Source organism: Kitasatospora sp. NPDC033851 (assembly GCF_055576085.1).
Window position 1 is genome coordinate 392,763 of sequence record NZ_JBVIRL010000004.1, and the last position, 22,388, is coordinate 415,150.

At 71.7% G+C, this 22,388-nt stretch carries 18 protein-coding genes and 2 pseudogenes; 15 read left to right on the plus strand and 5 right to left on the minus strand.

The window, feature by feature from the left end; translation table 11 throughout:
* Positions 1-253: 253 nt before the first annotated feature.
* The 3 genes from ACZ51D_RS11320 (at position 254) to ACZ51D_RS11330 (ending at position 4,831) form a co-directional block, all read left to right on the plus strand.
* Positions 254-739: a hypothetical protein gene (locus ACZ51D_RS11320; RefSeq protein ID WP_465617373.1), complete on the plus strand. Its 486-nt coding sequence runs from the start codon at positions 254-256 to the stop codon at positions 737-739.
* 116 nt (positions 740-855) lie between these two features.
* On the plus strand, positions 856-2,505 hold the full coding sequence (locus ACZ51D_RS11325) for a multicopper oxidase family protein (RefSeq protein ID WP_465661974.1): 1,650 nt from the start codon (positions 856-858) through the stop codon (positions 2,503-2,505).
* A gap of 358 nt (positions 2,506-2,863) precedes the next feature.
* Complete coding sequence (locus tag ACZ51D_RS11330; RefSeq protein ID WP_465617433.1) at positions 2,864-4,831, plus strand: APC family permease; 1,968 nt, start codon at positions 2,864-2,866, stop codon at positions 4,829-4,831.
* A gap of 226 nt (positions 4,832-5,057) precedes the next feature.
* On the opposite strand, the gene ACZ51D_RS11335 is transcribed toward ACZ51D_RS11330, so the two are convergent.
* The gene (locus ACZ51D_RS11335; RefSeq protein WP_465617377.1) at positions 5,058-5,720 is read right to left on the minus strand and encodes a transglycosylase family protein; all 663 of its coding nucleotides are present in this window, start codon (positions 5,718-5,720) and stop codon (positions 5,058-5,060) included.
* A 271-nt stretch (positions 5,721-5,991) separates the two neighbouring features.
* Here ACZ51D_RS11335 and ACZ51D_RS11340 point away from each other — a divergent pair.
* The 6 genes and pseudogenes from ACZ51D_RS11340 to ACZ51D_RS11365 form a co-directional block, all read left to right on the plus strand.
* Positions 5,992-6,348, plus strand: a pseudogene (locus ACZ51D_RS11340) (phosphorylase family protein); the annotation flags it as partial.
* Between the two features lie 200 nt (positions 6,349-6,548).
* Complete coding sequence (locus ACZ51D_RS11345) at positions 6,549-8,168, plus strand: purple acid phosphatase family protein (RefSeq protein WP_465617379.1); 1,620 nt, start codon at positions 6,549-6,551, stop codon at positions 8,166-8,168.
* 110 nt (positions 8,169-8,278) lie between these two features.
* A pseudogene (locus ACZ51D_RS11350) lies at positions 8,279-8,520 on the plus strand (SDR family NAD(P)-dependent oxidoreductase); the annotation flags it as partial.
* A 278-nt stretch (positions 8,521-8,798) separates the two neighbouring features.
* Entirely contained in the window at positions 8,799-11,420 is a 2,622-nt protein-coding gene (locus ACZ51D_RS11355) for a fibronectin type III domain-containing protein (RefSeq protein ID WP_465617381.1), read from the plus strand.
* A gap of 435 nt (positions 11,421-11,855) precedes the next feature.
* Entirely contained in the window at positions 11,856-12,368 is a 513-nt protein-coding gene (locus tag ACZ51D_RS11360) for a hypothetical protein (RefSeq protein ID WP_465617383.1), read from the plus strand.
* 211 nt (positions 12,369-12,579) lie between these two features.
* Positions 12,580-13,209 (plus strand): hypothetical protein, encoded by a 630-nt coding sequence (locus ACZ51D_RS11365; RefSeq protein ID WP_465617385.1) that lies wholly within the window; start codon positions 12,580-12,582, stop codon positions 13,207-13,209.
* Here the strand turns inward: ACZ51D_RS11365 and ACZ51D_RS11370 are convergent.
* Together ACZ51D_RS11370 and ACZ51D_RS11375 are read right to left on the minus strand one after the other, a co-directional pair.
* Positions 13,203-13,667: a hypothetical protein gene (locus ACZ51D_RS11370; RefSeq protein WP_465617387.1), complete on the minus strand. Its 465-nt coding sequence runs from the start codon at positions 13,665-13,667 to the stop codon at positions 13,203-13,205. The two genes, ACZ51D_RS11365 and ACZ51D_RS11370, sit on opposite strands and share 7 nt — an antisense overlap.
* A 388-nt stretch (positions 13,668-14,055) precedes the next feature.
* Positions 14,056-14,541 (minus strand): universal stress protein, encoded by a 486-nt coding sequence (locus ACZ51D_RS11375; RefSeq protein ID WP_465617389.1) that lies wholly within the window; start codon positions 14,539-14,541, stop codon positions 14,056-14,058.
* A 461-nt stretch (positions 14,542-15,002) separates the two neighbouring features.
* Between ACZ51D_RS11375 and ACZ51D_RS11380 the strand changes: the two genes are divergently transcribed.
* Positions 15,003-15,179 carry a hypothetical protein gene (locus ACZ51D_RS11380; RefSeq protein WP_465617391.1) on the plus strand — a complete coding sequence of 59 codons (177 nt, stop codon included), beginning with the start codon at positions 15,003-15,005 and terminating at the stop codon, positions 15,177-15,179.
* 15 nt (positions 15,180-15,194) lie between these two features.
* Positions 15,195-16,568, plus strand: a complete 1,374-nt coding sequence (gene lysA / locus ACZ51D_RS11385; RefSeq protein WP_465661976.1) for a diaminopimelate decarboxylase — start codon at positions 15,195-15,197, stop codon at positions 16,566-16,568.
* A 120-nt stretch (positions 16,569-16,688) separates the two neighbouring features.
* Here lysA and ACZ51D_RS11390 read toward each other — a convergent pair whose 3' ends face one another.
* Positions 16,689-17,477, minus strand: a complete 789-nt coding sequence (locus ACZ51D_RS11390) for an SDR family oxidoreductase (RefSeq protein ID WP_465617395.1) — start codon at positions 17,475-17,477, stop codon at positions 16,689-16,691.
* A gap of 111 nt (positions 17,478-17,588) precedes the next feature.
* Positions 17,589-18,164, minus strand: coding sequence for a TetR/AcrR family transcriptional regulator (locus ACZ51D_RS11395; RefSeq protein WP_465617397.1), 576 nt, complete (start codon positions 18,162-18,164; stop codon positions 17,589-17,591).
* Between the two features lie 293 nt (positions 18,165-18,457).
* Here ACZ51D_RS11395 and ACZ51D_RS11400 point away from each other — a divergent pair, with 293 nt between their 5' ends.
* The 4 genes from ACZ51D_RS11400 to ACZ51D_RS11415 all read left to right on the plus strand — a co-directional run bounded on the left by ACZ51D_RS11400 (position 18,458) and on the right by ACZ51D_RS11415 (position 22,386).
* Positions 18,458-19,054 (plus strand): isochorismatase family protein, encoded by a 597-nt coding sequence (locus ACZ51D_RS11400; protein WP_465617399.1) that lies wholly within the window; start codon positions 18,458-18,460, stop codon positions 19,052-19,054.
* 241 nt (positions 19,055-19,295) lie between these two features.
* Positions 19,296-20,642: an ABC transporter substrate-binding protein gene (locus ACZ51D_RS11405; protein WP_360491949.1), complete on the plus strand. Its 1,347-nt coding sequence runs from the start codon at positions 19,296-19,298 to the stop codon at positions 20,640-20,642.
* Positions 20,639-21,562: a carbohydrate ABC transporter permease gene (locus tag ACZ51D_RS11410; RefSeq protein ID WP_465617403.1), complete on the plus strand. Its 924-nt coding sequence runs from the start codon at positions 20,639-20,641 to the stop codon at positions 21,560-21,562. Before ACZ51D_RS11405 ends, ACZ51D_RS11410 begins: the two co-directional genes overlap by 4 nt.
* Positions 21,559-22,386 (plus strand): carbohydrate ABC transporter permease, encoded by an 828-nt coding sequence (locus tag ACZ51D_RS11415; protein WP_465617405.1) that lies wholly within the window; start codon positions 21,559-21,561, stop codon positions 22,384-22,386. Before ACZ51D_RS11410 ends, ACZ51D_RS11415 begins: the two co-directional genes overlap by 4 nt.
* The last annotated feature ends 2 nt before the right edge of the window (positions 22,387-22,388 follow it).

Here is a 22,388-nt window from a genome sequence, read left to right on the forward strand (position 1 = left end):
CCTGGAGGGGAAGTGGCAGGGCGGTGCGCGGCGGCAGTGCCGTGGGTTCCGGCCCGGGACTGCCGGGGGAGGCGAGGGCGGGCGTTGCGGGGTTGGGGCGCCCTCGAGTGAGCCGTAACATAGCAATGTGAAATTGCACCTGCCAAGAGGGTGAACGGAGTTGACTCCGAGTCGGCCCGCCGCCCCAGTTCGCGATACCCTGCGGGGGTACATGCGGGCGGAAGTGGAAGCGGAAGCGGTCGGGAGGCGGAGGATGGCGCAGCGGCAGCCGTTCGGTCCCCCGGTGCCGTGGGCGCTTCGCCTGCTGCTCCTCGCCGCGCTGCTGCTCGGTGTCGTGACGATGCACACGCTCGGCCATCCGACCGGTGGACACGGGGGTCGTGGCGGACACGGCGGGTACGCGGATCACGGCGGGCACGGGGATCCGGGGCCTCGTGCGGTCGCGGCGCAGCAGCCGCCGGAACACCACGTGATGGCCGGCCGGCCCGGACCTGCCGAGCCCGTCCGGTCCGCGACCGCCGACCCGGCCTCCTCCGCCGGCGGCATGGACCCGATGACGGTCTGCCTCGCCGTCCTCGCCGGCTGGACCCTGGTGCTGCTCGCCGCCGGCCCGCTGCTGCGCCGCCGTGGCGACGCGGCCGCCGACGTGCGGGCCCGCCTGCTGCGGGCCGTCCGCGCGCTGCCCCCGCCCGGGGGCGGACGGATACTCCTCGCCCGGCTCTCGGTGCTGCGTCAGTAGGCGCGCGCCCGCCGTCCCGTGCCCGCGGGCGCTCCGAAGCGCTCGCGCCCGCGCGGGCAACGGCTGACGCGACGTCCTGCACGCCCACACCACCACCGCACGAGGTGCACTCCGTCATGCGTACACCCACCCGTCGTACCGTCCTCGGCGCCGCGCTCGCCGCCGCCGGGACCGGCCTGCTCACCGCCTGCTCGTCCGACTCGATGAAGGGCATGGACCACGCGTCCATGAACCACGGCGCCACCGGCGCCACGGCCGGTGCGAGCGCCCCGGCCTCCGCCGCCCCCGCCGGATTCGTCGCCCCGAACGGTCCCGAGGTCGCCGCCGCCGAGGCGAAGCGCAACCCCGGCCCGGAGCGGAAGATCATGCTCACCGCCACCGAGACCACCCTCGACCTCGGCGGCCGCACCGTCCGCAGCTGGGCGTACGGCGACCGTCTGCCGGGCCAGGAGGTCCGCGCCACCGTCGGCGACACGCTCGCCGTCACCCTCGCCAACCACCTGCCGCAGCCCACCTCGCTGCACTGGCACGGCCTCGCGCTGCGCAACGACATGGACGGCGTGCCGGGCTTGACCCAGGCCGCCGTCAAGGCCGGCGCCTCCTTCGACTACCGCTTCGCGCTCGCCCAGCCGGGCACGTACTGGTTCCACCCGCACTCCGGCGTCCAGCAGGACCGCGGACTGTACGCGCCGCTGATCGTCGAGGACCCGAAGGAGCCGTTGCGCTACGACAAGGAGTGGGTCGTCGTCCTGGACGACTGGGTGGACGGCATCGACGGCAGCACCCCGGACGCGGTCCTCGCCGAACTCGCCAAGGGCATGGGCGGGATGGACCACTCGGGCGGCTCGGGCAACTCCGGCCACGACATGTCGGGGATGACGGGAATGCCGACGATGCCCGGGACGGACGCGGGCGGTACGGCGGGCGCAGCCGCCGGCCCCGCCCGGATGCTGATGGGCGCCCGGAGCCCCCTGCTCGGCGGCGACGCCGGCGACGTCGCCTACCCGTTCCACCTGGTCAACGGCCGCCTCGCCACCGCGCCCGAGACCTTCACCGCCAAGCCCGGTGACCGGATCCGGATCCGGCTGATCAACGCGGGCGGCGACACCGCCTACCGGGTCGCCCTCGGCGGCCACGAGCTGACCGTCACCCACACCGACGGCTTCCCGGTCGAACCGGCCACCACCCAGGCGCTGCTGCTCGGCATGGGCGAACGCTACGACGTCCTGGTCACCGCCAAGGACGGCGTCTTCCCGCTGACCGCGCTCGCCGAGGGCAAGAACGCCACCGCGCTGGCCGTGCTGCGCACCGGCGGTGGCGCCGCGCCCGACGCCTCGGTGCGCCCGGCCGAGCTGGACGGCCGGCTGGTCACCGCCGGGCAGCTCAAGGCCGACCCGAGTGTCCGACTGCCCGCCAAGTCCCCTGACCGCGCGGTGCAGTTGGAGCTCACCGGCGGCATGGCGAAGGCCGACTGGGCGTTCAACGGCCGCCGGTACGACCCGGCGCAGCGCTACCCGGTGGCCGCGGGCGAGCGGGTGCGGCTGGAGTTCCGCAACAGCACGAGCATGTGGCACCCCGTCCACCTGCACGGACACAGCTTCGCGCTGCCCGGCGACGGCCCGCGCAAGGACACCGCGATCGTGCTGCCGGGCACGACCCTGGCCGTCGACTTCGACGCCGACAACCCGGGGCTGTGGATGGTGCACTGCCACAACGTGTACCACGCGGAGGCGGGCATGATGACCGTCCTCGGCTACCGGGCCTGAGCGCGGGGTCCGCCGGCGCCCCCGCGCCCCGAGCCGCCCCGGCGGACCCCGAGCTGCCCCGATGGACCCCGAGCTGCCCCGATGGACCCCGAGCCGCCCGGCGACTCGGGGTCCGCCCGCTGCGCCGCCGGGTCCCGCACCCGGACCACTGCACCGTGCCACCCACGCCGACCTGCGCCTTCATGACGTTTTCTTAACGCGGGCCGATGACATCTCCTTAACGGTGGTCGCATAGCCTGGCGCACTGCCGTCGCCCGACGGCGCTTTTACGGGGTCTTTAAACAAGAGGTGCAAGGTGGTTTCGTCGGGTTCGACGGGGTCGACTGAGAAGCCGGTGGCGGCGTCTCCGTCGGCGCGAATACGGTTGCGCAGCTGGCTGCTGGAGGACGTGAGCGCGGAGAAGCCCGCGCAGCGGTCCGAGGCGGCCGGCGGCCCGGAGGCGTCGCACGAGGGCGCGGCGGCGGGGGAATCCGCCGCGCACGGTGCGCACGCCGGCCAGCGCTGGTGGCGGGTGATGTGCCTGACCGGCCTGGACTACTTCTCGACGCTCGGCTACCAGCCGGGCATCGCCGCCCTCGCCGCGGGTGTGCTGTCGCCGATCGCCACCATCGTGCTGGTGGTCGTCACCCTGCTGGGCGCGCTGCCGGTCTACCGGCGGGTGGCCCAGGAGAGCCCGCGCGGTGAGGGTTCGATCGCGATGCTGGAGCGGCTGCTGTCGTTCTGGAAGGGCAAGCTGTTCGTCCTCGCGCTGCTCGGCTTCGCGGCGACGGACTTCCTGATCACCATCACGCTGTCCGCCGCCGACGCGAGCGCGCACCTGGTGGAGAACCCGCACCTGACCGGCATGCTCGGCGGCAAGCAGGTGCTGATCACGCTGGTCCTGGTGGCGCTGCTCGGCGCGGTCTTCCTCAAGGGCTTCAGTGAGGCGATCGGCCTGGCGGTGGCCCTGGTCGGGGTGTACCTGGCGCTGAACGTGGTCGTGGTGGCCGTCGGCCTCTGGAAGATCATCGAGGCGCCGCACGTGGTCACCGACTGGACGGACGCGCTGACCGTCCAGCACGGCAACCCGATCGTGATGGTCGGCGTGGCTCTGGTGACCTTCCCGAAGCTGGCGCTCGGCCTGTCCGGCTTCGAGACCGGCGTCGCGGTGATGCCGCACATCGAGGGCGACCCCGACGACACCGAGGAGAAGCCCACCGGCCGGATCCGGGGTGCCCGCAAGCTGCTCACCACGTCTGCCGTGATCATGAGCTGCTTCCTGATCGCCACCAGCTTCATCACCACGCTGCTCATCCCCGCCGACCAGTTCAAGCCCGGCGGCGACGCCAACGGCCGCGCCCTGGCCTACCTGGCGCACCAGTACCTCGGCGGCGCCTTCGGCAGCGTCTACGACCTCTCCACCATCGCGATCCTCTGGTTCGCCGGCGCCTCCGCGATGGCGGGCATGCTCAACCTGCTGCCCCGCTACCTCCCGCGCTACGGCATGGCGCCGCACTGGGCGCGCGCGGTGCGGCCGATGGTGATGGTGCTGACCCTGATCGGCTTCCTGGTCACCTGGATCTTCGACGCCGACGTCGACGCCCAGGGCGGCGCGTACGCGACCGGTGTGCTGGTGCTGATCAGCTCGGCGGCCATCGCCGTCACCATCGCCGCGCACAAGAAGCGCGAGCGGGGCTGGACCGTCGCCTTCGCGGCGATCTCCGCGATCTTCCTCTACACCACCGTGCTGAACTGCATGGAGCGGCCGGACGGTCTGAAGATCGGCGCCTGCTTCATCGCCGGCATCATCCTGGTCTCGCTGCTCTCCCGGCTGCGCCGGGCCTTCGAGCTGCGGGTCACGAACGTGGAGCTGGACGATGTGGCGGAACGTTTCATCAGGGACTACGCGCACCGTCCGCTGCGGCTGATCGCCAACGAGCCGAGCCACCGCGACAACGCCGAGTACCGCGACAAGATCCGCCAGATCCGCGCCGACAACGACATCCCCGGCGAGGACGACCTGGTCTTCGTCGAGGTGACCGTCCGCGACGCCTCCGACTTCGAGTCCGCGCTGACCGTCCGGGGCGAGGTCCTGCACGGGCGCTACCGGGTGCTCACCCTGGAGAGCTCCAGCATCTCCAACGCGATCGCCGCGCTGGCGCTCACCGTCCGGGACCGCACCGGGCAGCGGCCGCACCTCTACTTCGAGTGGACCGAGGGCAACCCCTTCGCCCAGTTCCTGCGGTTCTTCCTGTTCGGACAGGGCGAGGTCGCGCCGGTCACCCGCGAGGTGCTGCGCGAGGCCGAGCCGGACCGCTCGCGCCGCCCGCGCGTACACGTCGGCTGACCGGCAGCCCCTGACCCCCTCGGCCCCCCGGCGCCTGCACCACGGCCCGTCCGCTCCCGGTGAGCGGGCGGGCCGCCGTCGTTCCCGGGGTCGCCGCGGTGCTCGCGGTGGTGCTCCCGGCCGTCTGACGGCGTGACGCCGCCCACGCCCGGGAGGGGAGGGCGTGGGCGGCGGGTCAGGAGGGGTGGGTCAGGACGGGGTCAGGTCAGGACGGGGGCAGGACGGGTCAGGACGGGAGGTCGAGGACCATGCCGGGCTGGATGAGGTCCGGGTCCTCGCCGACGGTGCGGCGGTTCAGGGCGTAGAGGGCGGGCCAGCCGCCGGGCACGTGGAGGCTCTCGGCGAGGTCGGCGAGGTTGTCGTTCTCGCGGACGGTCCAGGTGCCGTCCGTGGAACCGGAACCGGAACCGGAACCGGAGGCGGAGACAGCGGGGGCGGAATGGGAAGGCCGGGCGGCTGCGGGCGGCGGGGTGGTGGCCGGGGGCGGCAGGGCGCCGTCGCGGTCGTGGCGGCGGGTGGCGCGGGCGCCGCAGACCGGCCAGGGGGAGAGGCCGCGGCGGCCGGCGAGGTGCTGGGCGACGGCGATCTGCTGGTCGCGGGTGGCGAGGTCGGGGCGCGGGGCGTAGGCGAGGCCGCCGTTCTCGCGCCAGGTGGGCTGGTCGAACTGGAGGCCGCCGTAGTAGCCGTTGCCGGTGTTGACGCGCCAGTTGCCGCTGCTCTCGCAGGCCGCCACCCTGTCCCAGTCGTACCGGTCGCCGCCCGGCCGGCCGGGGTCGGACCCGGTGGCGCGGCCCGGTGGTGCGGCGTGGGCCGCAGGGGCGGCGAGGGCCACGGTGAGGGCGCAGAGCGCGGTGGGGACGAGGCGACGGAGACAGGCGGTGGCAGGCATCGGCGGCTCTCAGGTTCGGGGACAGGACGTGCGCCGTCCGGAGGCGGCGCACTTCCACCGACGCACGACTGAGGGCGCCGCGCCGCCGACACGTCCGGCAAGTCACCCGCACGGCCGCCCGGGACCACCCCGCCGGCCCGCGGCCAACCGGCCGTACCCCCCTTCACCCGCCGACCCCAGAGTGACCGGGACGTTCCTCGAAGAAGAGTACGAACGATGACGATCGATCAGGGCACCGTACGGGCCGAGTTGGGCGTGATCGGCGGCTCGGGGCTCTACGCGCTGGGTGATCGAGGGGCCGCGCTTCTCCACCCGCGCTGAATCCCGCTGGTCCACCGCCGACGGCTGGTCGGTGGTCGGCATGACCGGACACCCGGAGGCCGTGCCGGCCCGTGAACTCGGCCTCTGCTACACCTCGTTCGCGCTGGTCACCGACCTCGACGCGGGCGTGGAGAGCGGCGAGGGCGTCACCCACGCGGAGGCGCTGAAGGTCTTCTCCGGGAACGTCGACCGGCTGCGCACCGTGCTCTTCAAGGCGCTGGAGAGACTGCCCGCCGAGCGGGACTGCGTCTGCTCGCACGCCCTGGACGGGGTCGCCACCGGCCTGCCGGGCGTGGTCGCCGGCTGAGCGCCGCGTTCGTCGGTCGGTTCGCCGGTCAGTCCGCCTGCCAGTTCGCCCGTGAGGTCGCCCGGCAGGTTGTGTACCGAGGTTTTCCGGCCGACCGGTGTTCAGCTGCCGTTCGCCGTCCGCACGGTCGGGTGTGGTCCGGCCGTGCGGTTCGGCTGGGAGCCTCCTGGGCGATTCCCGGAGCCCTGGAGGCGGCAGTGGTGGCACACTCTTCGACACGTCCTTCCCGTAGAACGGTCCTTCGGACGGGGACGGCGGTCGGCGCGCTCGCCGCGCTGCCCGCGTCCACGCTGCTGTGGACGCAGCCGGCGGTCGCCGGCACCCCCGGTCCGGAGCAGATCCACCTGCAGTGGGGCGCCGAGCCGTCCCGCGAGATGACGGTCTCCTGGGCGACGGCCGTCTCCGTACAGCGCCCCCGGGTGCGGATCGGGACCCCGCGCGAAGGCGCCGGCCGTACGGTGGACGCGCGCACCCGCAGCTACGTCGACGGGCTCAACAAGGTCGAGACCTTCACCCACCACGCCCGACTGACCGGCCTGCGGCCCGACACCACGTACGTCTACGAGGTGCTGCACGACGGCGCCCAGCCGGTGCGCGGCACCTTCCGCACCGCGCCCGCGCGCGGCCGGGCCGCGTTCCGCTTCACCAGCTTCGGCGACCTGGGCACCGGCGACAACGTGTTCAGCAAGTCCTCGATCCACGGCGCGGCCGCCGTCCGGCAGGTCGAGCAGTTCGCACCGCTGTTCCACCTGCTCAACGGCGACCTCGCGTACGCCAACAACAACCCGCAGCGCCAACCGCAGGCGTGGAACGCCTTCATGAACAACATGGCGACGTCGGCCGCCAACCGCCCGTGGATGCCCACGCCCGGCAACCACGAAGTGGAGGCAGGCGGCGGCGACCTCGGGTACGCCTCCTACCTGACCCGCTTCGAACTGCCGGACAACGGCACCCGCGACCACTGCGGCAACTGGTACGGCTTCCAGGTCGGCTCGGTGCTCTTCGTGAGCCTGGACGGCAACGAGATCGCGGTCGAGGACGACGCCAGCATCGACCCGGCCACCGGGCAGTCCATCTACATCAGCGACTACAGCGAGGGCGCCCAACTCCGCTGGCTGGACCGGCTGTTGTCACGCGCCCGGGGCGGGCGCTCGGTGGACTGGATCGTCGTCTACCTGCACCAGTTCGCGATGTCCTCGTCGGCCGCCAGCCACGGCGGCGACATGGGCATCCGCGAGAAGCTGCTGCCGCTGCTCGACCGCCACTGCGTCGACCTCGTCCTCGCCGGCCACGACCACGACTACGAGCGCACCCACCCGGTGCGCGGCACCGAACCGGGCGGCCTGCTCACCCCGGCCGTCGCCGACGACGACCAACGGCAGATCGACACCTCGCAGGGCACCGTCCACCTCATCCTGGGCGGCGGCGGCACCGCCGGCCACGACGACGTCTACCTGCCCGCCGACGAGAACGGCGTCCGCGAGGCGAGCGTGCGCACCCAGCGGCTCACCTTCAAGGCCGACCCGGACGCCAAGGAGAAGGCCCACTGGTCGGCCGTCACCGACCCGGACACCCAATTCCCGTACGGCGTCGCCGTCTTCGACGTCGACCCCGGGCTGGTCCCGGGCGGCCGGACGACCATCACGGTGTCCTACTACCACTCGGTGCCGGCCACCGTCGCGAACCCGGCCCCGACGCCGGTGCTGTTCGACCGCTTCACCCTGTACCGCGACCGCAGCGACGGCTGGGACGGCTGGGACGAGGACGACCAGGGCGAGGACGGGAACGCCCGGGGCGAGCGCGCCGCCGCCCGGCGGTAGCCGTTCTTCCAGGAGGGCCCGCCGCTCAGCCCCGGGGCTGAGCGGCGGGCCCTGTCACGTGCCGGTGGCCCGGACGTAGACGTCGGCGGGCCCCGTCGCCGCCTCCGCCAGTGGACGCGCTGTTCGTCAACACCGGCGTCACTGCGTCCGCGCCGTTCGACTCGACGACGGAGGAGATGTAGGACGAGCTGTTCGGCATCAACGCCGAGGGCCCGTACTTCACGGTGCAGGCGTTGGCGCCGCTGTTGCGCGAGGGAAGCGGTGTGGTTCTCACCACGTCGGTGGTGAACGTCCTGGGCCTCGACGCGCTCAGTGTCCACTCGGCGAGCAAAAAGCAGCCCTGCGGTCGATGTGAGGCAACCTCAGCTACCTGCTGTCATGAGCTCGCAATTCAGCCCTTGTAGGCACTCTGCGGGTACGAAATGATCACCCGATTGGTGCTCTTCGCCCCTCAGGCGGTGCGGAGTGCCCGAAACACCGCCCCGGCACGTGACTTCGCGTTCCGGGATCCTTTGCTGTTGAGGAGTGATGGGCAGCATGCCCGGATCAGGAATGGCGAGAACACGTCCCGGCGGGCGCAGGCGGCAGAGGCGCCTGCGCGGCAATTGCCTCATTGCGTTCACCTTGACGGTGGCGCTGCTGATGGTCGGGTCCGCAGGACCCGCCGTGGCGCAGGGGCCCAGCAAGGGACCTGTCGAGGCGTGCGGCGCGCACGCCACGTCCTTCGCCGTCGAACAGGACGCGCCCGTGACGCTCCGCATGGGCTGCGCCCGTGACGCCGGGACGCTCCGGGAGTTGGGGCAGGCCGATGACGACTTGATCATCGCCCTCGATTTCCACGTTCCCCCCGAGGGCCAGGAGCAGTTGGACAAGGTCAAGTCGAGCTGGGCCGGCTCGATACGTGCCGACCAGGACGCGGGCATGAGCGTGGGCGAGTCGGTGGCCAAGCGGCTCCAGCAGAACAGCGTGGGTATCTACCCCCCGAAGGACTGGAGCCCCACCACCGAACACGACGGGCGGGTGGTCTCCGTTGCGGACAGCCTCGTGTTCGTGGTGGCCAAGGCGGAGGTCGGTACCACGGCGAACTGGTGGCAGAAATTTATCGCCGGTGGTGTCGCCCTCGGTGTCACCATCGTCTCCGGAGCCGTGTGCCTGCTCGCGTTCAACGTGGGGGCTCCGGCGGCGGCCCCGGTGTGCGGAGCGGTGAGCGGGGCGATGGGCGCACTCGTCGGTGAGCTGATGAACGCCTATTACGACAACCGTTCGCTGGGTGATGCCGACGTGTGGAAGGAGGCGCTGTCCGTCGCGATGTGGGGCGGCGTCAGCGGCGGCCTCGGCGGCCAGCTGCTGAAATGGGCTGCCACGGGCACGTCCTCCCTGGTGACGAATGCTCAGAAGAGCCTGCGAGGCTTCGCGACGAAGCTGGGGAACATGGGCAATGTCCTCGGATTCATGGCCGACAGCCTCCACGGTATGGGGCCGAATCTGTACGAGGCCCTGCAAAGGATTTCCCGCGGTGTCGGCCAGTCCACGGTGCCGTTGAAGGTCATGGTGGTGGGCGATTCGATGACTCAGGGCTATGAAGGCGACTGGACCTGGCGCTACCGCCTGTGGGAATGGTTCAAGCAGGAGCACATCGACGTCGATCTCGTCGGCCCGTACGAGGGAACCCGGCCGCAGGCGTCCCCCCAGGCCCCGCCCGTGCCGCCCCTGCAGGGGCAAGCCCCGCAACCGGCTGACAGCGCTCCCGTCACCTCGGGCGGGTACGCCGACGGAGTCGCGGCGGACTTCGACACCGACCACTTCGCGGTCTGGGGACGGCAGGCGGCGCAGGACCAGAAACTGATCGCCGAACAGGTGGCGAAGTACCAGCCCGACCTGCTGCTGGTGGGGCTCGGGTTCAACGACATGGGCTGGTTCGTCAGTGGCCCGGAAGGCACTCTGGACAGCATGCGGGCGCTGGTCGACCGGGCCCGCGCCGTCAAACCGGACCTCAACTTCGCCCTGGCCAACGTTCCGCAGCGGACGTTCATCGGCGGCCGGGACGACCTGCCCGCCAACACCACGACGTACAACAGCATGCTCGCGGACGCGATCCCGTCGTGGAGTACCGGCAAGTCCCGCGTGGCCCTGGTCGACTGGGCGGGAAACTACGGCTGCGACAGGAACAGCTGTCCTGCCGGCTACGACGGGCTGCACCCCAACGCCCTGGGCGAATACCAGATCGCCCAGGCATTCGTGCGCACCTTGCACGACAGCTACGGTCTCGGCAGCCAACTGATCAGCATCCCCGCGCATGTCCCCGACCGGCCGACGCTCGCACCGGGCACGATCCGGGTCGACTCCGGACCGAGCGGAATCACCCTGAAGTGGAAACCGGTCTACGGTGCCCGCGGTTACACCGTCCGGCACCGGATCAAGGGCTCCGGCACCTGGACCGAGACGCCGGTCAAAGCGGCCCGCTTCGACACCACCTGGACCCTCGACGGCTGGGAGTGGGAATACCAGGTCCGCACCGACAACGCCGATGACGGGAAGTCCGGGTGGTCCGAAACGCTCAGTGCTACCGCGCACCCGCAGACCGCCGCGGCGCCTACGGGGATCGTCACCCGCGCCACCGCCACCGGCGTAGACGTGTCCTGGGACACGCCGACCGGCCCGTACACCGACACGATCGACCGGTACGAGATCACCACCTGGGACCGGGACACCCCCGGAGCGTTCATCAACAGCACCGCGGTCAAGGGAAACTCGGTGCACGTCGACGGGTTGAACCCGGGCCACCACTACCTCGTCGCGGTGGCCACGTGGAATGCCGCCGGTGGCGGAATGCCGGGCGTCGCCCGTTCCGTCACCGTCGGCGCCGGGACACCACCGGCCCCCAGCGGCTTGCAGGTCACCTCCACCGACGCCACCACCGTGCAGTTGACCTGGACCGGGTCCAGCCAGGCCGCCGGCTACCGTGTCTGGATCCGTAACATCAACGACGGCAGCCCGTCCAAGGCCGACGAATACGTCACCAACGAAGCCGGCCGGGGCATCGCCTACCTGGCCCCCGGCGTCTGGAACTACGAATTCTGTGTCACCGCCGTCAACGGTGAAGCCGAATCCGGTAAGTCCACCTGCGTGGTCGCCTTGCGGCCTCCGTCGAAAGCCGCGGGCGCGGCTTCGCCGACGGACGCCACGCAGCAGGGCAGCCCGCTTTCTGCCCTGATCCGGGCTCCCCTGGCACCGGCCGCGTCGGCCGGATAGCCCCACCTGACGAGACGGCGGCAGGGAACACGCCCTGCCGCCCCTCGCCTGCCGTGCCTGGGGTTCCCCCGGCGGGCGGGAGGTGCTGATCAGCTGAGGGTCTCCCGGCGACCCGCCCTGAGCGAGGACGAACGCTTGGAGGCGCTCGGCCGACTGCTGACCGACGCGGACACACACCGATGCGCCTCAGTGTCGCCGGCCTCATCGTCCTCCTCTACGCGCAACCCCTTGCCCGGATCGTCCAGTTGACGGTCGAGTGACACCGAGCCGCAGCTGATCAAGGGCGCCCAGGAGGAGCCGGCCCGTGTGGCCCAGTGCCGGTACCGCCCCGGTCAGGATCACCGGTGTGAGGGCCTGGCCTGCGTCGAAGCCGATGCCGAGGAGGCCCTGGTACTGCCGTTGGGCGTTGGGGGCCGGCCGGGGGCAGCCGGTCAGGTGCCATCGGCGACCCGATCGCGAAACAGCGGGTGGCGAAGTCGTCACCACGACCCTCACCGGCCTTACCTGCCTCGCCGCACCCGCCCAGGCCGCCGCACCCGCCCAGGCCGCCGGCCCGGTCCCGGTCACCGGCCCGGTCCCGGCCGCCTCGGGGTCGTCACGCTCGGCGACGCCAAGATCGACGCGAAACTCCCCGGCCGCGTCCGGGTCGACGTCGGCTACCTCTGCTCCGTCGCCACCGAAGCCCGCTCGCTCACCGTCTCCGTCGAACAGAAGGACCCGCAGGACTCCTCCTCGATCGCCTTCGGCTCCAGCCGCACCGCCGAAGCCGACGTCATCTGCGACGGGACGCAGCAGCAACGGCAGATCGTCGTCCAGTCCAAGACCTTCAACTGGATCCCCGGCGCCGATGCCGTCCTCACCGCCACCGTCTCCAACCTCGGCGCCACCCCGCCCGCCGCCGCCGACGCCAAACGCGCCACCCTCACCACCCTCGCCACCACGACCTGAGCCCGGACTGCCCTACGCTCGTTCCCTGCGTGGCCCGATCGAGTTGTCGGAGTTGACGGGGAGCTTGCCCGGAGGATCGGCGACGCCCTGGCCCGGGTGCCCCTGGCCGACCCCTCGTAGGTGTGACCCCGCCGGTGATCAGGGCTGCTGTGGTGCGCCGTGATGTTCTACAGTGCTGTAGAAATAAACGACCGGTGAACGGGGACGCACCATGTACAAGCCGCTTCGGCTGCCGCAGCAGGATCGGGCCGACTTCGAGACGGAGCTCGGGCGGGCGCTCGCCGCGCCGCAGGTGCGGGAGGCGCTGCGGGATGCCGTGGGTGGCGCGCGCGGGGTGGAGTGGTTGCGGGGGGTGGCGCGGGAGAACGCGGAGTTCGTGCTGGCCGCGGCGGCGCCGGAGTACGAGCGTTATGCGGCCCTGCGCGCGGATGTGGACGCGGTGGCGCGGCTGCCGGTGGACGTGCCGGCGCGGGAGCGGGCGTCGGGGTGGTGGGGGGTGCTGGGGGTGATCGTGCCGATCATCGGGGTGGCGGCGGCCCTGGCGTTCCTGCTGCTCGGGTACGCGCTGGGGCTGTCCGAGGACTTGGAGGTGCCGGCCCACGGGCTGCTGACCGCGGGGTGGGTCGCGGCCGGCGTGGCGGCGGTGAGTCTGCTGGTCGGCGGGCTGGGGTTGCTGGGTGCGGCGGCCCGGTCGGCGGAGGCGGCGGACGGGGAGGAGGAAGGGCCGGGGGAAGGGCCGGGGGAGTTGCTGCGGGCGCGCAACGCCTGGCGGGTGGCGTTGGCGGAGCGCGGGCTGGTGCCGTACCTGGTGGCGCAGGCGAATGCCGTGCCCGGTCAGTGACGCCGGTCGAGTTTCGGTGAGCGGGCGGCGTCGACGAGGAGGTGGACGGTGTCGAGGGGGATGCCGAGGCGGCGGGCGATCCAGGGGGCGGGGCGGCCGGCCTTGGCGAGCATCCAGGCGGAGTACAACTGACCGAGCTGGGGCGCGTCTTCGGCGAGCAGGAGGGGGCGGATGGCCTCCATGGGGAAGCCTTCGAGGGCGCGGGCGCTGTACTCGCGCCCGTTGGGTCCGACCGGGGGCAGGGGGAGCGGGCGGCGGGCATCGAGCCAGCGGCTGAAGAGTACGGCGCCGACGACCAGCAGGCCGGCGCCGGAGGCACCGATGAGGATGCCGCCGATGACGGGCCGGTCGTCCTCCTCGGCCATGCCGAGGGCGATCTCCTCCAGAATGAGCAGGCCGAGCACGGCGAGCAGGGCCGCGGTCTCGCCGGGGCGCGGGTGGAGCCGGGACGTCGTCATGCGGAACCTCTTCCTCGGCGGGGTGGCCGGGGCGTTCGGGCGGGCGCGGCGATTCACCTTCCGTACAACGGCGGCGGGCGGCGCGGGGCACGCCCCGACAGGCCTGGTGGTGAACGCCGGATAGATGTTGACGTACCGTCAGAGAGCGTGCACAAGAGGCTGGTTGGCTGAAATCCGGAGGCCGCCTCGGGCCAGAATAGCCCGGACATGACAACTTCGACAGAGTTGTCGAAGTTGCGGAACCCGACCGTACGGCAAGGCGTCGACCCACGTCGGCCTGACCGCCCCGCGTGTGGACCTCCGGTTTCGCGACCGGCACTCCACAGCGCGAGGGGAGGCCGGTACTGATGGGACTCACCGGTCACGCGACGGCGGCAGCGGACCGGCCTCAGCGGGCCAGGAGGGGGAGGGGTGCGCCGGTGCGGGCCGGGAGTTCGAGGCGGGTGAGGAGGGCTGAGGGTGAGACCTCGACGACGCGGCAGCCGGCCCGGTGGCGGCAGTGGCGGGCGACGGAGCCGTGGCGCAGGCGGTCGAAGCGGCGGCGGGTGGCGGCGCCGAGGACGAGCAGGTCGTCGGGGCCGGTGACGGTGCCGATCAGGGCGGCCCCGGGGCCGGCGTTGATCACCAGCGGGCGGATGACCAGGCCGGACGGGTAGCCGCCGTAGGCCTGCTCGAAGGCGACGTCGAGGCGGCGGCGGGCGGCGTGTTCCGGTTCGGAGCGCGGTCGCAGCCCGTCGCGCTCGCCGGCCGTCCACGCGGCGACGGGCACCAGCACAGCTTCGTTCCGGGCCGCCTCGCCGACGGCGTGGTAGAGGGCGGCCAGACTGCTGAGTGATCCGCTCAGGCCGACGATCACTCGGGTGGTCCCGGTCATGGCCGTTCGCCTCCGTCTCTCCGGATCCGCTCTCTGGGGTTCGCTCCAGTGGGGCCGTCCGGTGGGGTTCTCCGGGTTGGTGCTCCTCGCTTCGGACGACTCCAGTGAACCCCGGAACGGCCTCCTCCGTACCGGCGCTGACACGACCATGACGCCGGTCACACGCATCTTGACGACCTCCTGACGACCTTCTGGCGACCTTCTGGCGACCTTTTGCCGGGGCGACGCCGACGTCTGCCTGGGCGAGCGGGGGGCGTTGGTGCCGTCGCCGGTGACCGTCACCGCGCGGATGCCCATCCTGCGCACCACCTCCCTGACAGTGCGTTCGAAGGAGCGTCAGAAGAGTGTCAAGGTCGGCGGCGACGGCGTAGGCGCTGCGTCAATGACGGGTGCGGTCGGTGTGCGGAGGGTCTCCACTGGAGAGGTCCGGCCGTACGGCCACCGCTTGAAGGGATCCCGCCATGACCGACGCCACCCTCGCCGTCGAGCCGCCGCTACGGCGCGTGGTGCGGCTGATCGACCGCCCGGCCGATCCGGAACCGCCGGCCCGGAGGCCGGAACCCGGGCCCGGGGCCGAGCCTGCCCACGACCGTAGCCGCCCGGCCCACTGCCGCATCGCGATGCAGTTCGAAGACTGACCGAGGAGCGCCGCCATGACCCAGCTCATCGCCCCACCCGTTGTCGGTGACGCCCGCGCCGCCGGGCACGCCGCACCCGCCGCCGATGCGCTCGGCGCCCCCTGGCCGGCCTCGGCGCGGCCCGGCCGGGGAGCCGATCTGCTGGTCGGCGGGGTCGGGCTGGCCGAGGCCGCCGAGCGGTTCGCCACCCCGCTGTACGTGCTGGACGAGGGCGAGGTCCGGGCCCGAGCCCGGGCGTACCGGCGGGCGCTGCCGCACGCCGAGGTGCTGTACGCGGCGAAGGCCTTCCTGTGCAGCGCGATGGCCGACTGGGTCGCCGACGAGGGCCTGGGCCTGGACGTGTGCTCCGCCGGTGAGCTGTGGCTGGCGGTCGCGGCCGGATTCCCGGCGCAGCGGATCCTGCTGCACGGCAACGCGAAGTCCCCGGAGGAGCTGCGGCTGGCGCGTCGGCTGCGGGTGGGGCGGATCGTCATCGACGGCCCGGCGGAGATTGCGAGGCTGGCCGCGCTGGTGGCCGCCGACACCCCGCAGAGGGTGCTGGTCCGGGTCGTCCCGGGGATCGCGGCCGGGCACCACGCGGCGGTGCGGACCGGCGTCGGCGGGCAGAAGTTCGGCTTCCCGATCGAGGGCGGTGAGGCGGCCGACGCGATCGCCCGGGTGCTCGATCAGCCGGGGCTCGAACTCGCGGGCCTGCACTGCCACTTGGGCTCGCAGATCACCGAGGTGCAGCCGTACCTGCGGGCGGTGGACGCGCTGGTGCGGCTGCTGGCCGAGGTCCGGGAGCGGCATGGTGGTGTGGAACTGCCCGAGCTGGACCTGGGCGGCGGCCACGGCATCCGCTACCGGTCGGGGGACACGGAGTTGGACCTGGCCGAGTTCGCCGTACGGGTGACCGACCGGCTGGCGGTGCGCTGCGCCGAGGCGGGCCTGGAGGTGCCACGGCTGCTGGTCGAACCCGGTCGCGCGATCGCCGGGCCGGCGGCGGTGGCGGTGTACCGGGTGCTGTCCGTCAAGCACGGAGCGGACGGCCGCTGCTTCGTCGCGGTGGACGGCGGGATGAGCGACAACCCGCGCCCGGCCCTGTACGGATCGCCGTACGCGGTGCGGTTGGTCGGCCGCCGCTCGGAGGCGGGAGAGGCGACGGTGGACGTGGTCGGCCGCCACTGCGAGGCCGGTGACGTGCTGGTCCGGGATGCGGTGTTGCCCGCCGACCTGCGCCCGGGCGACCTGCTGGCGATGCCCGCCGCCGGCGCGTACCAGCTGTCGATGGCGTCCGGCTACAACCTGGTCGGCCGCCCGGCGGTGGTAGCGGTGCGCGACGGCCGGGCCCGCCTGCTGATCCGCCGGGAGACGGTCGAGGACTTCCGCCTGCGCGAAGTCGGCCGCTGAGGAGGCCGGGTGCGCGAGAAGTCGGCCCTGCCGACTTCTCGCGACACGGCACCCGTGTGGGCTTGGATTTCCGGCGGCAGCGCTCGCGAGCTCAGGCGGCGGGCCCTCGGCGGAGCGCGGTCAGGCGGTCTTGAGGGTGCCGCCGTCGATGACGTGGTCGGCGCCGTGGATGTTGGCGGCGCGGGCCGACAGCAGGAAGGCGACCAGGTCCGCCACCTCCTCGGGGGCGGTGAGGCGGCCCGAGGCGATGCCGAACTGCCCGGGCAGGGCCGCGAGCAGGTCGTCGTGGTCCACGCCGGACGCTGCGGCCACCTTGCCGCCGAACCCGGCCGGGTCGGTCCACAGCGGACTGGCGGTGAGGCCCGGAGTGACGGTGTTCACGCGGACACCGCGCGGCGCCAGTTCCTCGCTGAGCCGCTTCCCGAAGTGGGTCAGCGCTGCCTTGGCCTCCCCGTAGCCGACCGGCGAGCCGGTGGGCATGCGGGCGTTGATCGAGGAGATGTTCACGACCGCGCCCTTGCGCTCCAGGATGCTCGGCAGCGCCGCCTTGGTGGTCCACACCGCGCTGAACAGGTTGAGATCGAACATCCGCTGCCACTGTTCGTCGTCGGTGTCCAGGAACCCGCCGAGGGACAGCGAATTCGCGTCGCCCGCGCCGACGTTGTTGACGAGGAAGTCGATCCCGCCGACCGCGGTGAGCGCCTGGTCGACGATCGACCGCGCCCCCTCGCGGGTGCTCAGGTCGACGGACACCGCCGCGGCGGCGACCTTCTCCAACTCGGGTGTGACGGTGCGGGCGGCACCCACCACCCGGACACCCTCCGCAGCCAGGGTCCGAGCGATCGCGAGGCCGATGCCGCGACTCGCGCCGGTGACCAGAGCGGTCCTGCCGTTGATACCGAGGTCCATGACTTCCCCGTTCGTGGATGACGAATTCTTGAACTGCAGGTCTAAAATCAGGGCGCAAAAAAGCGCCGTTGCTTGAGGCGGCGTGGTTCAGAGGCCTTGAGGTGGTGTGCCTCAGAGGCCTGCCAGGGTCGTGTCGATGATCTGGTGCAGGACCGGCCGGTCGAACGTCTTGGCCATGACCCGGAGCCCGGCAAGGGCGGTCTGGAGGAACAGCGCCTGCGCCCTGGCGTCCAGGGCCCGGTCGATGTCACCGTCCCGCTGCCCCTGCTGGAGGCGGGCGGTGAACAGCCCGATCATGCGCTCCTCCATGCGCCGCACCGCGCGGGTGGCCTCCTCGTCCCGTCGGCCGAGCTCCGAAACGGTGTTCTGGGCGAGGCATCCGCGGCGGACCGGGCCGTCCAGGTCCATGTCCACGAGCAGGACGAAGTACGCGCGGATGCGTTCCTTGGTGGTGCCGGGCCGCGCCAGGAACTCCTCGGTCACCTCTGCCGCGGTTCGGTCGTAGAGGTCCAGAGCCCTGGCGAACAGCTCACGCTTGGAACCGAAGGAGTGGTACAGGCTGCCCTTGCCGATGCCGGTCGCCTCGGCGAGGTCGGCGGGGGAGGTGTCGGCGTAGCCCTTGGTCCAGAACGTCTCCATCGCCTGTGCGATGACCACGTCCGGTTCGAAGCTCTTCGGCCTGCCCATGGCACTACCGTAGCGAGTACTTGACCTCCAGGACAAGTACTCGGCGTCGGCGGGACCGCGGGGCGGGGTCGTCGTTATGCGAGAAGTCGGGCCGGCCGACTTCTCGCGCAAGGGCGTTCGGGAGTTGGGAACTCCGCCGCGCTTGATGGCAGTGACGAACCCGCGCCGACCCGTAGCGACGCCATTCGGGTGAACGGTCGCCAGGTTCCTTCGTTCACGCCCGACGGGCACGCCAAGCTGGGCGGCGCAGTTTCCGAACTGCCGATTCCGAACTTCCGAGGAAAGGCCGGCCGATGACCCGTGCGCTGATCGTGGTGGACGTACAGAAGGACTTCTGCGAGGGCGGAAGTGTGCCGGTCGGGGGTGGTGCCGACCGGGCGCGGGCGATCGCCGACCTCGTTCAGGGGCCGGACCGCAACGGGTGGAGTCGGGTGGTCGCCACCCGGGACCACCACATCGACCCGGGCGGTCACTTCTCCCCGAACCCCGACTTCCGCGACTCCTTCCCGGTGCACTGTGTGGCGGGGAGCGAGGGCGGCGAGTTCCATCCGCTGTTCGCGCCGGCCGTCGAGTCCGGCGCCGTGGACGAGGTGTTCTTCAAGGGTGCGCACTCGGCCTCCAAGAGCGGCTTCGAGGGTTTCACCGCCGACGGCACGCCGATGGCCGACTGGTTGCACGACCAGGGCGTGGACGCGGTGGACGTGGTCGGCATCGCCACCGACCACTGTGTGAAGGCCACCGCACTGGACGCCGTCAAGGCCGGGTTCGCCACCCGTGTCCTGCTGGACTACACGGCGGGCGTCGCCGCCGACACCACGGACGCCGCGCTCGGGGAGCTGGGTCGTGCGGGGGTGGACCTGGCGGGCACTCCGGTCGTCCTGGCCGGGTAGTCGCCCTGGCCGGCCGGTCGTGCCGGCCGGATAACAGAACGGTTGCGGAGCCCACCCTTCACGCGTCCAGGGGTTGACGGCGCGGGGAGGGTGGGCGTTTGCTGTGTCCCGCTCGTTGGAACCTGTTTGGTTCTGGTTTGTTTTGTGTGTTTGAACGTTCAAAACGTTGCAAAGCATCACATGGCGAGCGCCACCCACTCCCCTCCCTGCTCTCCAGCGCCGCCCCACCGAGAGGAATGCAATGTCACACCTTTCCCGACGCGACCTGTTCCGCGCCTCCGGAGCCGGCCTGCTGGCCCTCACCGCCGGAGGCGCCCTCACGGCCTGCGGCGGCGGCTCCGGCTCGGGCGGTGCCTCGGGCGGGGACGCCGACACCGGCACCATCACCGTCTGGTCCTGGGCCACCGCCGCCGACGCCCTGCGCGGCATCGTCCCGGCCTTCGAGAAGGACAACCCCGGGATCAAGGTCGACGTCCAGGACATCGGCGAACCCGCCATCTGGGACAAGATCACCGTCGGCCTGGCGGCCGGCGGCCAGGGCCTCGGCGACGTCCTGCACATCGGCTGCGACTACCTGCCGGGGTACATGGAGAAGTTCCCCGGCGGCCTCGCCAACCTCTCCGAGTTCGGCGCCGACGCCCACAAGGACAAGTTCGCCAAGGGCCTGTGGCCGGTCGTCACCGGCAAGGACGGCCACGCCTACGCGCTGCCCTGGGAGGTCAACCCGCTCGGGTTCTACTACCGCAAGGACTACTTCGACCGGGCCGGCATCGACCCCGAGTCCCTCGCCACCTGGGACGACCTGATAGCCGTCGCCGACCGCTTCAAGGCCGCCAACCCCGGCATCGCCATGATCGGCCTCAACAAGGCCGCCAACCCCACCCCCGACCTGGACTTCCTCCAGGGCCTGATGCAGCTCCAGGGCGCCTTCTACTTCGACCTCCAGGGGAAGATCACCGTCGGGTCCGAGCCGGCCGTGCGCGCCCTGACCATCATCAAGCGGCTGGAGGAGGCCGGGATGATCGGCGACACCCCCGGCGTCCAGAGCTGGCCGCCCGTGATGAAGACCGGCAAGCTCGCGGTGGCCGCGATGCCCGCCTGGGCCGCGCACTACCTGGAGAAGAAGTTCCCCGACCAGAGCGGCAACTGGCGCCTCACCAAGCCCCCGGCGGTCACCCCGGGCGGCAAGCGCACCGCCCTGGTGAACTCCACCCACCTGGCCGTCGCCGCCTCCAGCCCGCGCCGCCGCGCCGCCTGGAAGTTCGTCGAGTACGCGCTCACCCGCCCCGTCTCGCTGAACGCCATGTTCAACGCGGGCGGCGTCTTCCCCGCCCTCACCGAGGCCTACACCGACCCGCTGTACTCCGCGCCGAGCGCCTTCTACGGCGGCCAGCCGGTGCTCAAGACCTTCGCCGACCTCGCCACCGACGGCGGCGACCCCACCAACTACTCCGGCGACTACGCCCGCGCCCTCAAGCTCGTCAGCGACGCCCAGACCAAGATCCTGCTCAAGGGCGGCGACCCGGCCGCCGTCCTCCAGGACGCCGCCAAGCAGCTCGCCCAGCAGACCGGGCGCGGTATCGCATGACCGCCGCCACCCCGTCCGTCGCCCTCGCCAAGGAGGCCGCGCGGGCGCACCGCACCTTCCGGTGGCGCCGCACCGCCCTGCCGTACCTGCTGCTCGCCCCCGCCCTGCTCACCTTCGGCGTGTTCAAGGCCTACCCGGTCATCGACTCGCTGCTGCTCTCCTTCACCACCGGCTCCGGGGCCGCCACCCGCAACGCCGGCGTCGCCAACTACCGGCGCCTGCTGGACGATCCGCTGTTCTGGACGGCGCTGCGCAACACCGCCGAGATCCTGATCGTGCAGGTCCCGCTGATGCTCGGCCTGGCCCTGCTGATGGCCGTCGGCATCAACTCCGTCGTGGTGCGCTGGCGCGCCGTGTGGCGGCTCGGCGTCTTCATGCCCTCCGTCACCGGCCTGGTCGCCACGGGCGTGATCTTCGCCTTCCTGCTCAACACCGACAACGGCGCGGTCAACTGGCTGCTGAACGCCGTCGGCCTGCCCGCCGTCGACTGGCTGGGCGACCCGTTCTGGGCCCGGATGTCCGTCGTCCTGGTGCTCACCTGGCACTACACCGGCTACAACGCGGTCATCTACCTGGCCGGCCTGCAGGGCATTCCCAAGGAGCTGTACGAGGCCGCGATGGTCGACGGCGCCGGACCGATCCGTCGCTTCACCGCCATCACCGTCCCCGCGCTGCGCCCGGTGCTGCTGTTCACCGTCGTGCTGTCCACCATCGGCACGCTCCAACTCTTCGACGAGCCCTACGTGCTGACCGGCGGCGGCCCGGACAACGCGACCCTCACCGTCTCGATGTACCTGTACCAGAACGGCTTCCGGTACTTCGACTTCGGCTACGCCTCCGCCATCGCCTACGCGCTCACCCTGCTCGTGTCGGTGCTCGGAGCGGTCCAGATGCGCCTGATGGGAGAGCGTGACCGGTGAACCTCAAGAAACTGCGGGGCTGGCCGCTCACCTTCGCCCTGGCCGCCGTCACGGGCCTGTCCATCGGACCGTTCTACTGGCTGGTGATCTCCTCGACCCGCCAGGACACGGAGATCTTCGACTGGCCGCCCAAGCTGCTGCCCGGCGGCCACCTGGGCGAGAACCTCGACCACCTCCAGCAGAAGATCGGCCTGCTCCGGGTGGTCGGCAACTCGCTGCTGGTGGCCGGGATCCAGACGATCGGCGCGCTGATCGTCGCACTGCTCGCCGGGTACGCCTTCGCCAAGTTCCGCTTCCGGGGCCGTACCGTGCTCTTCGCGCTGCTGTTCTCCACCCTCGTGGTGCCCGAACAGGTCATGCTGGTACCGCTGTTCAAGATGATGACGTCCTTCGGGCTGCTCGACACCTACCAGGCGCTCATCCTGCCCGGGCTCTGCGTGCCGTTCGCCATCTTCCTGATGCGCCAGTCGCTCTCCAGCATGCCGGACGAACTCCTGGACGCCGCCCGGGTCGACGGCGCGGGCGAGTTCCGGGTGCTGTGGAGCGTCGTCGTGCCGGTCATGCGGCCGGTGCTCGCGGCCCTGTCGATCTTCCTGTTCCTGGGCTCCTGGAACCAGTTCGTCTGGCCGCTGGTGGCTCTACGCAGCCCCGAGATGCACACCCTGCCGGTGGCCCTCGCCACCCTGCACGGCAACAAGAGCAACACCGACTACGGCGCGATCCTCTCCGGCACCGCGCTCTCCACCCTGCCGATGATGGTCCTCTTCCTGGTCCTCCAGCGGCAGTTCATCTCCGGCCTGCTGGCCGGCGCCACGAAGGGTTGATC